Here is a 14,476-nt window from a genome sequence, read left to right as displayed (position 1 = left end):
GTCGTCCGATCAGACGATCAGCTTCGCCGCCGTCGCAGCGACGACGTCCTCGGTGGTCACACCGGGTGCCGTCTCGACGAGCTTCAGTCCCTCGTCGGTGACGTCGATGACCGCGAGGTCGGTGATGATGCGCTGCACGCATCCACGACCGGTGAGCGGCAGGACGCACTCCTCGAGGATCTTCGGGTCGCCCTTCTTGGTGACGTGATCCATCATCACGATGACGCGCTTGGCGCCGTGGACGAGGTCCATCGCGCCGCCCATGCCCTTGACCATCGCACCGGGCACCATCCAGTTGGCGATGTCGCCCTTGGCGGAGACCTGCATCGCGCCGAGGACGGCGACGTCGATCTGGCCGCCGCGGATCATGCCGAACGACTGCGCCGAGTCGAAGTACGACGCGCCGGGGATCGCGGTGATCGTCTCCTTGCCGGCGTTGATGAGCTCGGGGTCGAGTTCGTCCTCGGTCGGGTACGGGCCGACGCCGAGCACACCGTTCTCCGAGTGCAGGATGACCTCGACGCCGGATTCGAGGTAGTTCGGCACGAGGGTGGGCATGCCGATTCCGAGGTTGACGTACTGGCCGTCCTCGAGTTCCTTGGCGACGCGTGCCGCCATCTCCTCGCGGGTCAGCCCCTTCTTCGTTGCCTGTGTCATGAGCGCACCGTCCGGTTCTCGATGCCGACCTCGACGGGGCCGACGTGTACGACACGCTGCACGTGGATGCCGGGCGTGTGGATTTCGTTGGGGTCGAGTTCGCCGGGTTCGACGAGGTGCTCGACCTGCGCGATCGTGATGCGACCCGAGGCGGCGGCCGGCGGGTTGAAGTTGCGGGCGCTTGCTCGGTAGACGAGGTTGCCGTGGCGGTCGCCCTTCCAGGCGTGCACGAGCGCGTAATCGGCGACGATGCCGCGTTCGAGCACGTAGGTTTCGCCGTCGAACTCCCGGGTCTCCTTCGGCTGCGACGCGAGGGCGATGCCGCCGTGACCGTCGTAGCGCAGCGGGAGTCCGCCTTCCTCGACGGCCGTGCCGACGCCTGCCGGGGTGAAGAAGGCGGGGATGCCCGCACCACCGGCGCGCAGGCGCTCGGCGAGCGTGCCCTGCGGAGTGAGTTCGACTTCGAGTTCACCGGCGAGGTACTGGCGCGCGAACTCCTTGTTGGAGCCGACGTACGACGAGATGGTGCGGCGGATGCGGCCCTTCTCGAGCAGCAGGCCGAGCCCGAAGCCGTCGGTACCGCAGTTGTTACTGACGGTCTCGAGGTCGGTGGCGCCCTGATCGAGCAACGCGTTGATGAGGATCTCGGGGATGCCGACCAGACCGAACCCTCCGACAGCGATCGTGACGCCGTCGGGGATGTCGGCTACGGCCTCGGCGGCGGAGGCAACGACTTTGTCCATGTGTGCCACGATACCCTCAGGTGTACGTCATGTGAACTCCCGTCCGCAATGCGAACAAATCCGCGTAGGATCGTTGCAAGCGCAGAACGGCCGCGCTAGCCTGTTCGCATAGCGTCCATCCGTCCACATAGCGAACGTTTCGGATCGGAGGTCCGTGTCCCCCTCATCCCCCGACCCCGGATATCGGGGTCCGCTGTTCGATCCCGTCTTCGGCGCGGACGAACTCGGCGTCGCCCTGTCGGATCGCGCGTGGATCGGTGCCCTGCTCGACGTGGAGGTCGCGCTGACCCGCGCGGCCGCCGCACTCGGCCGTGTCAAGAACACCCACGCCGACGCCGTCGCGACAGCCGCGGCCTCGCTCGCCGAGGAACTCGATCCCGCCGACCTCGGTCGACGGTCCGCGGCGGGGGGCAACGCCGTCATCCCCCTGGTCTCCCTGCTACGCGAGCGCGCCGACGCCCCTGCGCGTGCCGTGCACGTCGGCGCGACCAGCCAGGACGTGCTCGACACCGCGCTGATGCTGCTCGCCCGCCGCGCAGGAGGGATCGCGCTGGCGAACCTGCGCTCCGCAGCCGACGGCGCAGCCCGCCTCGCTGCCACCCATCGCGAGACACCGATGGTCGCGCGCACGCTCGGCCAGCAGGCACTGCCGACCACCTTCGGCGCGCTCGCCGCCGGCTGGCTCCTGTCCCTCGACGACGCCGCCGGCGCACTCGACCGCGTGTTGTCCGCCCTACCCGCCCAGTACGGCGGAGCCGCCGGCACGCTCGCCGCCGTCCATCCCGACGGTTTCGCGTTCGCCGACGCGGTCGCCGACCTGCTCGGGCTCGCGCGTCCCGTCGCGCCGTGGCACACCGCCCGCACCCCCGTCACGACCCTCACGGGCACACTCGGTGTCGCCGCGGGCGCGGTCGCGAAACCCGCCACCGACGTCGTACTCATGGCGAGCACCGAGTTCGGTGAGGTGAGCGAGGATGCGCCCGGCGGTTCGTCGGCCATGCCGCACAAGCGCAATCCCGTCGCGGCGATCACCGCGCGCGCCGCTGCCCGGCGCGTTCCCGGTCTCGTCTCGACGATCCTGTCGTCGACCGACCACGAGTTCCAGCGGGCCGCCGGCGCCTGGCACGCCGAATGGGAGACCCTCGCCGATATCCTGCGCCTCACCGGCGGTGCCGCGCAACAACTCTCGACGAGCCTGAACGGTCTGCACGTCCACACCGACGCGCTCGACCGCAATCTCGCGCTCACCGGAGGGGCGATCCTCGCCGAGAAGGTCACGGCCGCACTCGCCGAACACACCGACGACGCCCGCTCGATCGTTACCGATGCGGCGGTCGCCGGTAGGTCGCTCGACGAGGATCCCGCCATCACCGCACATCTCGACCCGCAGGACGTGCGCGAACTTCTCGATCCCACGCGCTATCTCGGCCATGCCGCAGACATCGTCGATCGCGTTCTCGCCCGTCACGACAGCACGAACCGAACCACAGGAGATGCCCGATGACCGTCACGCTCAACTACGAACAGTACGGCGACCCCACGAAGCCGACCGTCCTGTTCCTCGGTTCGCTGGGTTCGGACCTGTCGATGTGGGGACCGCAGATCCACGCTCTGGCGACCGACTGGAACGTCGTCGCGGCCGACCATCGCGGGCACGGCGCATCGCCCGCGCCGTCCGGTCCCTACACGATCGAGGAACTCGCCGGTGACGTCGTCGCCCTGCTCGACTCGCTCGAACTCGGCGCCGTGCACTACGTCGGCCTGTCGCTCGGCGGTGCCGTCGGGCAGTGGCTCGCGGCGCATCACCCCGAGCGCGTGCGCACGCTGACGCTGCTGTGCACCTCGCCGGCCTTCCAGCCCGCCCAGCCCTGGTACGACCGGGCGGCATCGGTCCGCAACGACGGCCTGGCCTCGATCGCCGATTCGATCGTCTCGCGGTGGTTCACTCCCGAACTGGCCGAACACGATCCGGAGCTCGTCGCCCGCCACGTCGAGATGGTGAAGGGCACCACCGACGAGGGCTACGCCGCGTGTTGCGAGGCACTGGCGACCTGGGACGGCCGTCCCGACCTCGCCCGGATCGTCGCGCCCACCCTGGTGATCGCCGGTGAGCAGGACCCCGCCACCCCGCCGTCGACGATGCAGCAACTGGCCGACGGAATCGCCGACTCCACCTTCCACGTCCTCTCCCCCGGCGCACACCTCGCCAACGTGGAGCAGGCAGGACGGGTCACGAAGCTGATCCGCGAGCACATCTCGTCGCGCGCCACGCCGTCCGCCGCACACCGCACCGCGGCGTTCGAGGAGGGTCTGCGGGTGCGCCGATCCGTCCTCGGTGACGCACACGTCGACCGGTCCATCGAGTCGGCCACCGAATTCACCCGGCCCTTCCAGGATTTCATCACCCGCACCGCGTGGGGAGACATCTGGGCGCGTCCGGGTCTGGACCACCGCACCCGCCGGCTGTTGACCCTCGCGATCCTCACCGCGGTCGGCAACGAGCACGAACTCGACATGCACATCCGTGCAGCCCTGCGCGCCGGGATCGATCCCGACGACCTCGTCGAGGTCTTTCTGCACACCGCGGTCTACGCGGGTGTCCCCAACAGCAACCGGGCATTCGCGCTCGGCAAGCAGGCACTCGCCGACGCCGAGGGAGGTGCGGGCTCGTGAGCACTCCCGACGTCACCGCCCCCGAGGTCGTTCGCGAGAACCCCGGGGCGTCGCCCGATTACGTGCAGTCGCTGGCACGTGGCCTGTCGGTCATCAAGGCCTTCGGTGCGCACGCCCAGCGGCAGTCGCTCTCCGACGTCGCCCGCGCGACCGGACTCACCCGCGCTACTGCGCGCCGATTCCTGTTGACTCTCATCGAACTCGGTTACGTCCGCACCGACGGATCCCAGTTCTGGCTCACCCCACGGGTGCTCGAACTCGGCTACAGCTACCTGTCGGCACTGACGCTGCCGGAGGTCGCGCGACCCCATCTCGAGGCGCTCGCCGAGAAAGTCAAGGAATCGACCTCGGTGTCGGTGCTCGACGGCACCGACGTCGTCTACGTCGCACGAGTTCCCGTCAGCCGCATCATGACCGTCACCATCACCCTCGGCACCCGTTTCCCCGCCTACGCGACCTCCATGGGACGGGTACTGCTCGCCGGTTTGAACGACGACGAACTCGACGCCTACCTCGCGCGCGCCGAATTCGCTCCCATCACCGGCAACACCGTCACCACCGCCGAGGAATTGCGCGCCGAGATCGCCACGGTACGACGCAACGGATACTGCATCGTCGACCAGGAACTCGAGGAGGGCCTGCGCTCGCTCGCCGCGCCCATCCGCGATGCGTCGGGAACCGTTGTGGCGTCGGTGAACCTGTCGACCCACGCGGCCCGCTACCGGATGGAGACCGTGCACGACGAGTTCGTCCCGGCGTTGCTCGCCACCGCCGGAGCGATCTCCACCGATCTCGCCCGCACCCAGACCCACCAGTGAACAACCCCGATCGAGGTACATCATGACCGACGTAGTGATCTGCGAACCCCTGCGCACCCCGGTAGGTAGGTTCGGCGGCGTCCTGAAGGACATCGCCCCCGAGGATCTCGCGGCCACCGTCATCCGCGAACTCGTCGCCCGCACCGGTATCACCGGTTCCGACATCGACGACGTCTTCCTCGGCCAGGCCTCCCCCAACGGTGAGGCCCCCGCCCTCGGCCGCGTCGCCGCCCTCAACGCCGGCCTCGGGGTGGACGTTCCGGGCCTGCAGGTCGACCGTCGCTGCGGCTCGGGTCTGCAGGCGATCGTGCAGGCCGTCATGCAGGTGCAGACCGGCGCGAGCGACCTGATCCTCGCCGGCGGCGCCGAATCGATGAGCCAGGCCGAGTTCTACGCCACCGGCATGCGCTGGGGCGTCAAGGGCGAAGCCGTCGCTCTGTCCGATCGCCTGGCCCGTGCCCGCGTCACCGCCGGCGGACGCGACTTCCCCGTGCCCGGCGGCATGATCGAGACCGCCGAGAACCTGCGCGCCGAGTTCTCCATCAGCCGTGAGGACCAGGACGCCCTGGCCGTGCAGTCGCACCAGCGGGCCGTCGCCGCGCAGAAGAACGGTGTGTTCGCGCAGGAGATCGTGTCCGTGAGCGTGCCGCAGCGCAAGGGCGATCCGCTCGTCGTCGACACCGACGAGCACCCCCGCGCCGACACCTCGATGGAGACCCTCGCCAAGCTGCGCCCGATCCGCGGCAAGATCGATCCCGAGTCCACCGTCACCGCCGGCAACGCCAGCGGCCAGAACGACGGTGCCGCCCTCGCGATCGTCACCACCACAGAGAAGGCCGCCGCGCTGGGTCTGCGTCCGCTGGCCCGCCTCGCAAGCTGGGCGGTGGCCGGTGTGCCGCCGCGCACCATGGGCATCGGCCCGGTGCCCGCCAGCGAGAAGGCGCTCGGCCGCCTCGGACTGACGCTCGCCGACATGGACGTCATCGAACTCAACGAGGCGTTCGCCGCACAGGCCCTGGCCGTCACCCGCTCGTGGGGCATCGAGGCCGACGACTCGCGCCTGAATCCCAACGGCTCCGGCATCTCCCTCGGACATCCGGTGGGCGCGACCGGCGGACGCATCCTCGCCACCCTGCTGCGCGAACTCGATCGTCGTGAGGGTCGCTACGGACTCGAGACGATGTGCATCGGCGGCGGCCAGGGGCTCGCCGCTGTATTCGAACGCATCGCCTGACGTGACCTACGGTGCTCGCGACGCGATCCCCGTCGCGTGCACCGTACAGTCCGTACGCTCGTGATCATGAGCGAAGTTCAGATAACTCCCCCGACCGAAGCCCCTGCTCCGCCCACGACACGAGCCCGGACCCTCGCGCGTTATCTGCTGGCCGCCTCACTCGTCTTCGCCGGACTGAGCCATCTCTTCTGGGCCCGCAAGGACTTCCAGGCCCAGGTGCCCGACTGGGTGCCGATGGACAAGGACGGCGTGGTCATGGCGTCCGGCGGTGTCGAGATCATGCTCGGCGCCGGACTCGCCGTGGCGAACCGCGACCGCGTCCGTGTCGGCCGCCTGGCCGCACTGTTCTTCGCCGCCGTCTTCCCGGGCAACATCGCCCAGTATCTCGGCAAGCGCAGCGCCTTCGGTCTCGACACCGACCGTAAGCGCCTGATCCGCTTGTTCTTCCAGCCCGTGCTCGTCCTGTGGGCCCTGTGGTCCACCGGAACCCCCCGACGCTGACGCGGCCGGCGCCGGAGGGCGGACCTGGTGCCCGTTACTCCGGCGCGACCCGCACGAGCATCTTCCCGAAGTTCTTTCCTTCGAGCATGCCGATGAACGCCTCCGGGGCGTTCTCGAGTCCGTCGACGATGTCCTCGCGATACTGGAGCTTTCCGTCGCGGACCCATGCCGAGGCTTCACGCAGGAAGTCGCCGTACATCTCCTTCACGAACTCGCTCTGGATGAAGCCGCGGATCGTGAGGCTCTTGGTGAGGATCGAGTTGAACAGTCCCGGAAGACGGTCCTTGCGGTTGAGGTCAGCACCGTTGTACTGCGCGACCAGACCGCATACCGGGATTCGCGCATAGGTGTTGAGCAGCGGCCACACCGCTTCCTGGACGGGGCCGCCGACGTTCTCGAAGTACACGTCGATACCGTCGGGCACCGCCTCCGCCAGCTTGTCGGCGAAGTTCGGGTCGCGGTGGTCGATCGCCGCGTCGAAACCGAACTCGTCGATCAGTGCGCGGCACTTCTCCGGGCCGCCGGCGATACCGACCGCGCGGGCGCCCTTCAGCTTCGCGATCTGCCCCACCGCCGATCCCACGGGCCCGGTGGCGGCAGCGACGACGACGGTCTCACCCTTCTTCGGCTGCCCGATCTTCAGGAGCCCGGAATAGGCTGTGAAGCCGGGCATTCCGAGGACTCCCACAGCGGTGGAGATCGGTGCGGCCTGCGGATCGAGCTTACGCACGGTGGAGCCGTCGAGGACGGCATGCGACTGCCAGCCGGCTCCGGCCAGCACGTAGTCGCCCGGCTCGAGGCCGTCGTACCGCGATTCGACGACCTGGCCCACCGTTCCGGCGACCATCACGTCCCCGAGTTCGACGTGCGCGGCATACGACTTCGCTGTGCTCATCCGACCGCGCATGTACGGGTCGAGGGACAGGTAGACGACGCGCAGGAGGATCTGGCCGTCGCCGACCTCGGGCAGATCCACCGTCTCGAGACGGAAGTTGTCGGCGGTGGGCGCCCCCTCCGGGCGCGATGCGAGAACGATGCGGGTGCTCTGACTCGTCGTGGCTTCACTCATGCCGACAGTGTGCCGCACGCGCTGGCGTCCTAAACGCCGCGCGGGGGCACCCCCGCAGGCACGATGCCGCGCCTGAGGTGGTCCCGATCAGGCGCTGTGCTGCACCTCGCCGCGAGGCACCTGGTAGTTCGAGAACAGCTGCGAGTGGATGACCTCGGTGAAGGACGGTCCGTCCTGCTCGACCCGGACAGGACGGCGAGTGGACGAAGCGGTGCGCGAAGCACCCATCTGTGACGTGGAGCGGATCGCCATGTCGATCTCCTCTCGGAAGGCGGGGAGAGGTGGCCACCGGCACCGTGCAGAAGGTGCAAATCGGGTGAGCGACCCCTTGGGAGATACATATACCCCGTCGATGCCCGATATGCACCTGTCGATTTCGGCGCGCCGCACACCGCCCCCGCCTGCAGCCCCGGGAGGTTACCCGTCGACCTCGTTGCCCTCGGAGGTCGGAAGCACCCGGATCGGCACATTCGTGGCCGAGTTCGATGCCCCCACCCAGCCGCTCAACGTCGCGGCCGGAACGCAGGCCCGCACGGCGATCGTGCGAGTACCTCCGGGCGGCAGGTGGAACCAGGAATCCTGCAGGTCACCGCCGGTGATGTCGAGATGCACGTACTGTGCCGCACCCTCGGTCCGCACCTCCACACTCCACCCGTCCGGGACGGGTCGAGCGGTCGCCGCGAGACCGATCCCGCGCTCGACGGGACGTGCCGGACCACCCACGAGATACACCGACTCCGCCAACACTGCACCGGTGTGGTCGACCAGTCGGGCGGTCGCCGTGTCGAAAGTGCGCGGCCCGAATCGATACGCAAAATTGACATCGGTGAAACCGCCCGTCACCGCGGCCCACGAGAACACCCGGGTCTCGTGCGGTTCGAGACGCAGCGGCACCGACACGTCCACCGGTACCGCACCGGAGGGCGTATGGGCCTGCAACTGCAGCGTGACGTCGAGGATCTCGGCGGTGTCGTTGATCGCGTCCACGCGCAGGCCGTCGAGCCCGTCGTCGGTGAGGAGCACGGTGACGGGGGCGAACACCCGTGCCAGGACCCACCACGGCGCCTTCGGGTTCCCGTCGGCGTCGAGCACGCCCCACCCGGCACCCGGCTGCAGGTCGCGGGCGGACAGGATCAGGGCACCGCGACATCCTGATCCGGATCGTCGCCAGTACTGCAGTACCTCGGTGAACGCTTCGCAGATCGCTGCCCGTCCGAGCGCGAGATATCGCGTGGGATCCACCCACCGCACCTCGGCGGGGTCGACCCCGAAGATCGTGCGCACATAGTGGTCTCGCACGTCCTCGAAGTCCCACGACGCCCCGTTGTCGCGCGGCACAGCCGCCTTCCATCGTGGATGGTGACCCGCGACATTCACACTGCCGAACTCGGCCTCGATCGCCATGTCGGAAGGCGGAATCGAGAACGCGAGGCATTCGGCGGCGAAGCGCACGCCGGCGGCACGCACGTCGCCGAGGGGACGGCGGTAACCCCCGACACCGAAGTAGTGCGCCACACCCGAACCCACTGCGATCGGCAGTACGTCGCTGCGCGGGGGCGCGGATGGTGACGACGACACCCACACCGTGCCCGGTAGCTCACGGTCGACGATTGCGGGCAACCAGTCGTCGATCGCCGGGATGGATGCCTCCATCAGTCCGAGCATGGCAGGTTGCTGCTCGGTCTCGCTGCCCCCACACATCACCACGGGTGCCGGGTTCCCGCCCCATCGGCGCGCCAGCGCACGGATCTCGTCCTCGAGCAGCGAGCGGAAGTGCGGGTCGTCGGGCGGGTCGGTGGTGGCGAGCATGACGTCCTGCCACACCATGATGCCCAGTTCCGCACACGCCGAGTAGAACTCGTCGTCCTCGTAGACCATCGTGCCGGGGATGCGGATCATGTCCACGCCCGCCGATACGCAGCGTTCGAGGATGCGCCGGGTTGCGCTCGGGTCGTTCAGCGAGATCGGATCGGTCGGTGTCCACACCAGGCCGCGGCAGAAGACGTCGACGTCGTTGATCCGTAAGCCGAACCCGTCGCCCGGTGAGCGCTCGACCGACCGGAATCCGATGTTCCCCAGCGTAATTCGTTGCCCACCCAGAATCAGATGTGCGGCGTACAGGTGGGGGGCGCCGTAGGTGTGCGGCCACCACGGTTCCACCTCGGGGAGCGTCACCTGCATGTGCACGCGTGCTGTCCCGTCCGGCCCGTATTCGGGTCGGACGTGCGCCGTCGCCCCTCCGATCTCCACAGTCACCTCGGGGACGGCGGTGCCGGCCAGCACGAGATCGGCGTCGACGATCCCGTCGGATTCCCGCAGAGCTGTCCGTATCCCACGTTCCAGCACAACGGGCTCACCGGAATCGACGAGACGCACGGGACGCCACGGACCGACCGGCGCCGGAGCCCCCGCGTACACCGGGGCTCGCCCGAGCATGGTGGTGCGGAACCACCGCAATCCTTGGGCCGACACGAGCGACGAACGCCACCGTCCGCGTGGCCGACGCTTGCGGAGAGCAGCGTCGAGCGAGGCGCACCGGACCGCGATCCGCATCGTCGACGGCAGGTAGCCGAGGACGACGGTCAGCGGCACGAACATCGATTCCGACGTCGCGACGAGTGTGCCGTCGACCCACACGTCCGCGAGTGTCGCGAGCCCGTCGAAGGTCAGACGCCACGGTCCGTCGCCGGACACCTCGACGTCGGTGACGAACCACCAGTCGTCGCTGTCGGGAGACGACACCCTGGCCGCCGCGACTCCCTCGGATTCCCGGATCGCGCCTGCCGCCGTCCCGGGTATACGGACCGGCAGCCAAGGACCGTCCGCCGGAAAGTCACCGGGGTGCTCGACTGTCCCGGGAGCGACACGGAGACAACGCCATCGCGCATCGTGCAGGAGATCCATGTGCGTCGAATCCCGTCACCGCACCCCGGCGGCGCGGACGACGGTCGCCATGGCGTCCTCCCAGGCAGCGGCCATCGCTATCAACTGGTCGCCGGGGTCGACATTGCGGCCGCGTGCCGCACGCGCCATCCGGAACTGCACGCTCTTCGCGCCCTCGGCGACCGCGCGGAATCCGTCGGCTGCGGCAGCCGCACCGGGATATCCGCGACCGTCCATGTAGACGCTGACGTCTGCGGCAAGTTCGGCGGTGGCACCGCACTGACGGAGCACCCCGAACGTCCACGGATGGAAGACGTCCATCCCTCCGGTGCGAATCGGGTCGATGTCGGCGAGCACCCGCTCGCCGAGCTCGCGCACCGGATTCGAGCCGGCGCGCATGCGCAGGTGCCGGAGCACCACGGTGTCGAAGGCGTCGCACTGCGGTTGTGCCGCGTCGAGGCGCACCTGTTCGAGATAGGGAGGCCAGGTGGGTACCGGCTCGTCGAGGCCGAAGACTCCGCGGAAGTCCTCACCGGTGAGAACGTGATAGCCGCTGTTGTGGAAGTACTCGAGCGTCCCGCTGTCGCGGTCGATGAGATTGGGCACGATCGTCGTCTTCGAACGACTCTCCCGGTAACCGGTTCCCTCGGTGTCGGGCAACCAGAAGGCGTCCACCTCGATCGTCGACAGCAGTCCGGCGGCGGCATTGTCCTCGAGGTGCTCCACGGGGCGGCGCCAGACGTTCATCTCCGCGACGTCGATCCCGTACAGCGCCAACAGGTCCTCGGGGCGGAACTTGAGGAAGGTCCATTGGGCGCCGTCGAACCGGGCCGAGAACGCGCACGCGGCAGCGGGGACCGGATCGTGGCCGAGCGAATGCAGCGCCTCTACCCACAGGTCGACGTAGCAGTTGGTCTCGGTCCAGATCCGGTCGGCAGCGTGCACGAAGTGCGGCGAGTACCCGTCGACGCGGACGTCGATGAGCCGATCGCTCACGGGAACAGCCCGTCGCGTACCGGTGCGGGCCAGCGGTCGACGTCGAGTCCGTGGGTCCGTAACAGCGCCAGGGCGATCCGCTCCATTCCGAATCCGACGCACGCGCTGTGCGCGACTTCGCCGTCGGCAGTGCGGATCTCGAAGGTCTCGCCGAAGTGCTCGCGGTGGCAATTGCACGAGACCACGGCGGTGCCGTCGTCGAGGTCGCCGTAGAGCCGGACCGTCAGCTCGGTCTTGAGGTTCTCGATGCGCTGGTTGACGGCCAGCATGCGCCCGGCCCGCCCGAAGAACGGGTCGTTGGCAGGTACAGCGGTCGCGTCGAGGCCCAGCGAGTCGAGCACCTCGAGTCCTCGCTCCACCCAGGAATCACGGTGCTGCGCAGCGTCGTTCTCGGTACCGATACGCACGAACTCGTGCATCCGGAAGGCCTGCATGCGAGCGGGGTCGACGGCCGGCTCGTGCCGGAAGCAGTAACCGAGAACGTCGAGCAGTTCACCGCCCTCACGCAGCGTACCGGTGTACCGCGAGTAGGCGGGATGGCATGCAGCGGAGACGAGCACGGTGTCGGCGGGTTCGAGCCACGGATCCCACGCCTCGCCCTTCGACCGCGCGGCGAGCAGTTCGGCGTGCTCGGCGTTGCTGCCCGCAAAGGTGTTCACCGCTCCGGTCAGGTGCGGGAAGGAGGCGATGTAGTCGGTGCGCTCGAAACTCGTCCGCGGGAAGACCGGCGGGAAGCGCAGGCGCGTCGCGGCCCGACCCGGACCTGCCGCGACCACCACGCGGTCGATGCCGTCGACGATGTCCTCGAAGACACCCGACCGACCGTAGAGGCCGGGAACACCGGTCTCCACGAGCAGTTCGGCCTCGAGCAACTGCTGCTGGAAGTCGAGGCGGGCACGCTCGAGCTCGGACAGCTCGTCGGTTGCGGTGCTGGCAATGGCTGTACTTGTCACAGCGTCCCCCGGTAGGCGATCGACAATTGGGCCGAGTTGTTCATGATGCGGTCGTTGTTGACCATCACGGCGGCACCGTGCGCGTCGCGCAGGTGGCGGCCGAGTGAGTACTGCGAATCCTCGCGGTATCCGGCGATCCCGCAGATGAGCATCGCGCGGTTCACCAGATCCACGACGAGCGTGGACGCAGTGACCTTGAGGTTGTTCATGGCGAGCGAGAAACCCATGCCCGACATCGATTCCTCCTGCGCCGACGCGGCGGCGTCGAACCGGGCGGCGGACGCGGCGACGAGATCGGAGAACTGCTGGTGCACGGCAGCCGCTTCGGCGAGTCGCAGCGCACCGGGCGGGGTGACCCCCGGGCTGCGGCGGGCCGCCGAACGCACGAACGAGCGGGCCTTCTCCATCGCCGCGTCGGCGATTCCGAGCCACACCGCCGACCACACACTGTGTGAGACGGGAAGCATGGTGCGCGAGGAGATCTCGGCGTAGGCCGTGCCGACCACGAGATCGGCGGACGTCGTGGCGGTGAGGACGAATCCGGGGCTGCACGTACCGCGCAGCCCGAGGGTGTCCCAGCTGCCGGTGGGTTCGAGGGTCACGTCGTCGCGTCGGCACACGACGAGCACCTGGTCGCTGGGCGGGCTGTCGGCGGTGCGACGCGCGGTCACCAGGATCGCGTCGGCGTACTCGCCGTACGAGATGACCGGCGCGTTCTTCGTCAGCGTGACGGTGTCGCCGTCGCGGGCCACGGCGCAGACGCTGCTGCGCACGTCGCCACCGGTGCCGAGTTCGGTGGTCGCCGAAGCGATCAGGTAATCGTTCGCCACAGCTTCGGCGACGAAGGTGGCCACACCGGGAGTGGAGTGATGCACCAGCGACAGGATCTGCGTCTGGTGCATCGCGAAGATCATCGCGGTGGAGGCGCAGTACCGGCCGAGGATTCGGGCGACGGCGCACAGCTCACCGAGGGATGCTCCCTCCCCACCCTGATCGACGGGGACGGCGCAGTTCAGCAGCTTGTGGATGCGCAGCGCGTCGACTGCCTCGTGCGGGAACCGTCCCTCACGATCCACCGCGGCGGCCGCGGGGCCGGCGCTCTCGCGTCCGACGAGTTCGGCACGGGCGAGCAGCGACAGCCCGGCCTTCTCCGCGACGGTGAGGGGCGCGGACGTCGACGTCACGCGACGCCCAGTTCCGTCAACGCCGACCTGATGGCGCCGACGCTCGCGAAGGTGCTCTTGCGCAGCAGTTCGTCGGGGAATTCCACGTCGAAGGCGTCTTCGAGGGCGAGCATCACGTTCACGCTGGCGTGCGATGTCAGGCCGAGCTCGTAGAGGTCTGCGGCGGGGTCGAGCGCCGTGCTGTCGACCGACAGCTTCGCGTGCTCACCGAGGACCTTGCGGATCACCTGCTCCGTCATGGGTGTTCTCCAGTTTCTGCTTCGTCGACGCGGGTCGCCACGACCGTCGCGATGGCGTATTCGGGCTCGTGGGAGATCGAGACCTGTATGTCGGTCACCTGTTCATCTCGCGCCAGGGCGGCCGCGTTACCGGCCAGTACGACAGCGCATCCGCCCCAGTCCGCGCGGCGGATTTCGATGGCCTGCCAGGGAACCGCGTGCTCGCGCGGACGCAGGACCTTCATGACGGCTTCTTTCGCGGCGAAGCGCGCCGCGAGGCGTTGGGCGCGCCCCGGTCCGGTGCATACGTCCAGCTCGTGCGGGGTGAACACACGCTGCAGGTAGCGGTCGCCGAACCGGTCGATGCTCGACGCGATGTCTCGGACGGTGACGACATCGCAGCCGACACGTGTCGTCGCGACGCGGGGGCCGCTGCCATCGTTCATGGTCACTCCTCGGGATGCGCTGCACACGGTAGCCGCAGGTCGGCCGATGTACACCAGCCGAACGTCTCTGGCTTGCAGGACATCCCGGAAATCACCCCGAC

General features: G+C 68.7%; 15 protein-coding genes. 5 read left to right on the top strand and 10 right to left on the bottom strand.

The window, feature by feature from the left end:
- Positions 1-9: 9 nt before the first annotated feature.
- The gene (locus tag BO226_RS21615; protein ID WP_019288227.1) at positions 10-657 is read right to left on the bottom strand and encodes a CoA transferase subunit B; all 648 of its coding nucleotides are present in this window, start codon (positions 655-657) and stop codon (positions 10-12) included.
- Entirely contained in the window at positions 654-1,400 is a 747-nt protein-coding gene (locus tag BO226_RS21610; protein ID WP_006553189.1) for a CoA transferase subunit A, read from the bottom strand. The genes BO226_RS21615 and BO226_RS21610 overlap by 4 nt, the downstream gene beginning before the upstream one ends.
- A 154-nt stretch (positions 1,401-1,554) precedes the next feature.
- Between BO226_RS21610 and pcaB the strand changes: the two genes are divergently transcribed.
- From pcaB to BO226_RS21585, 5 genes are all read left to right on the top strand, one after another.
- The gene (gene pcaB, locus BO226_RS21605) at positions 1,555-2,904 is read left to right on the top strand and encodes a 3-carboxy-cis,cis-muconate cycloisomerase (protein ID WP_071936023.1); all 1,350 of its coding nucleotides are present in this window, start codon (positions 1,555-1,557) and stop codon (positions 2,902-2,904) included.
- A complete protein-coding gene (pcaDC, locus tag BO226_RS21600; RefSeq protein ID WP_071936022.1) occupies positions 2,901-4,073 on the top strand; it encodes a bifunctional 3-oxoadipate enol-lactonase/4-carboxymuconolactone decarboxylase PcaDC in 1,173 nt (390 codons plus the stop codon). The genes pcaB and pcaDC overlap by 4 nt, the downstream gene beginning before the upstream one ends.
- On the top strand, positions 4,070-4,891 hold the full coding sequence (locus BO226_RS21595; RefSeq protein WP_071936021.1) for an IclR family transcriptional regulator: 822 nt from the start codon (positions 4,070-4,072) through the stop codon (positions 4,889-4,891). Before pcaDC ends, BO226_RS21595 begins: the two co-directional genes overlap by 4 nt.
- Before the next feature lie 22 nt (positions 4,892-4,913).
- Complete coding sequence (locus tag BO226_RS21590; protein ID WP_024102334.1) at positions 4,914-6,125, top strand: acetyl-CoA C-acetyltransferase; 1,212 nt, start codon at positions 4,914-4,916, stop codon at positions 6,123-6,125.
- A gap of 66 nt (positions 6,126-6,191) precedes the next feature.
- Positions 6,192-6,626, top strand: a complete 435-nt coding sequence (locus BO226_RS21585; RefSeq protein ID WP_174556246.1) for a DoxX family protein — start codon at positions 6,192-6,194, stop codon at positions 6,624-6,626.
- Positions 6,627-6,660: 34 nt separating this feature from the next.
- On the opposite strand, the gene BO226_RS21580 is transcribed toward BO226_RS21585, so the two are convergent.
- The 8 genes from BO226_RS21580 to acpS form a co-directional block, all read right to left on the bottom strand.
- The gene (locus BO226_RS21580) at positions 6,661-7,695 is read right to left on the bottom strand and encodes an NADP-dependent oxidoreductase (protein ID WP_024102335.1); all 1,035 of its coding nucleotides are present in this window, start codon (positions 7,693-7,695) and stop codon (positions 6,661-6,663) included.
- Between the two features lie 87 nt (positions 7,696-7,782).
- Positions 7,783-7,947, bottom strand: coding sequence for a hypothetical protein (locus tag BO226_RS27795; protein ID WP_169823814.1), 165 nt, complete (start codon positions 7,945-7,947; stop codon positions 7,783-7,785).
- Between the two features lie 165 nt (positions 7,948-8,112).
- Entirely contained in the window at positions 8,113-10,599 is a 2,487-nt protein-coding gene (locus tag BO226_RS21575; RefSeq protein WP_071936020.1) for a glycosyl hydrolase 2 galactose-binding domain-containing protein, read from the bottom strand.
- Positions 10,600-10,614: 15 nt separating this feature from the next.
- The gene (locus BO226_RS21570; RefSeq protein WP_071936019.1) at positions 10,615-11,574 is read right to left on the bottom strand and encodes a DUF1839 family protein; all 960 of its coding nucleotides are present in this window, start codon (positions 11,572-11,574) and stop codon (positions 10,615-10,617) included.
- A complete protein-coding gene (locus tag BO226_RS21565; RefSeq protein ID WP_071936018.1) occupies positions 11,571-12,527 on the bottom strand; it encodes an amino acid--[acyl-carrier-protein] ligase in 957 nt (318 codons plus the stop codon). The genes BO226_RS21570 and BO226_RS21565 overlap by 4 nt, the downstream gene beginning before the upstream one ends.
- Entirely contained in the window at positions 12,524-13,711 is a 1,188-nt protein-coding gene (locus tag BO226_RS21560; protein ID WP_071936017.1) for an acyl-CoA dehydrogenase family protein, read from the bottom strand. Before BO226_RS21560 ends, BO226_RS21565 begins: the two co-directional genes overlap by 4 nt.
- Positions 13,708-13,950: an acyl carrier protein gene (locus BO226_RS21555; protein ID WP_024102340.1), complete on the bottom strand. Its 243-nt coding sequence runs from the start codon at positions 13,948-13,950 to the stop codon at positions 13,708-13,710. Before BO226_RS21555 ends, BO226_RS21560 begins: the two co-directional genes overlap by 4 nt.
- Positions 13,947-14,375, bottom strand: a complete 429-nt coding sequence (acpS, locus tag BO226_RS21550; RefSeq protein ID WP_024102341.1) for a holo-ACP synthase — start codon at positions 14,373-14,375, stop codon at positions 13,947-13,949. The genes BO226_RS21555 and acpS overlap by 4 nt, the downstream gene beginning before the upstream one ends.
- Between the last annotated feature and the right edge of the window lie 101 nt (positions 14,376-14,476).

Source organism: Rhodococcus sp. 2G (assembly GCF_001886355.1).
Taxonomy (GTDB): domain Bacteria; phylum Actinomycetota; class Actinomycetes; order Mycobacteriales; family Mycobacteriaceae; genus Rhodococcus; species Rhodococcus pyridinivorans.
Note: the sequence above shows the minus strand (reverse complement) of the source record. Positions and strands in the feature narration are given on the sequence as shown.

Excerpts from the sequence above, each read along its gene's own strand:
- BO226_RS21555 (WP_024102340.1), bottom strand. The coding sequence starts at position 13,950 with ATGACGGAGCAGGTGATCCGCAAGGTCCTCGGTGAGCACGCGAAGCTG.
- BO226_RS27795 (WP_169823814.1), bottom strand. The coding sequence starts at position 7,947 with ATGGCGATCCGCTCCACGTCACAGATGGGTGCTTCGCGCACCGCTTCG.
- BO226_RS21575 (WP_071936020.1), bottom strand. The coding sequence starts at position 10,599 with ATGGATCTCCTGCACGATGCGCGATGGCGTTGTCTCCGTGTCGCTCCC.
- BO226_RS21580 (WP_024102335.1), bottom strand. The coding sequence starts at position 7,695 with ATGAGTGAAGCCACGACGAGTCAGAGCACCCGCATCGTTCTCGCATCG.
- acpS (WP_024102341.1), bottom strand. The coding sequence starts at position 14,375 with ATGAACGATGGCAGCGGCCCCCGCGTCGCGACGACACGTGTCGGCTGC.
- pcaDC (WP_071936022.1), top strand. The coding sequence starts at position 2,901 with ATGACCGTCACGCTCAACTACGAACAGTACGGCGACCCCACGAAGCCG.
- BO226_RS21585 (WP_174556246.1), top strand. The coding sequence starts at position 6,192 with ATGAGCGAAGTTCAGATAACTCCCCCGACCGAAGCCCCTGCTCCGCCC.
- BO226_RS21615 (WP_019288227.1), bottom strand. The coding sequence starts at position 657 with ATGACACAGGCAACGAAGAAGGGGCTGACCCGCGAGGAGATGGCGGCA.
- BO226_RS21590 (WP_024102334.1), top strand. The coding sequence starts at position 4,914 with ATGACCGACGTAGTGATCTGCGAACCCCTGCGCACCCCGGTAGGTAGG.
- BO226_RS21610 (WP_006553189.1), bottom strand. The coding sequence starts at position 1,400 with ATGGACAAAGTCGTTGCCTCCGCCGCCGAGGCCGTAGCCGACATCCCC.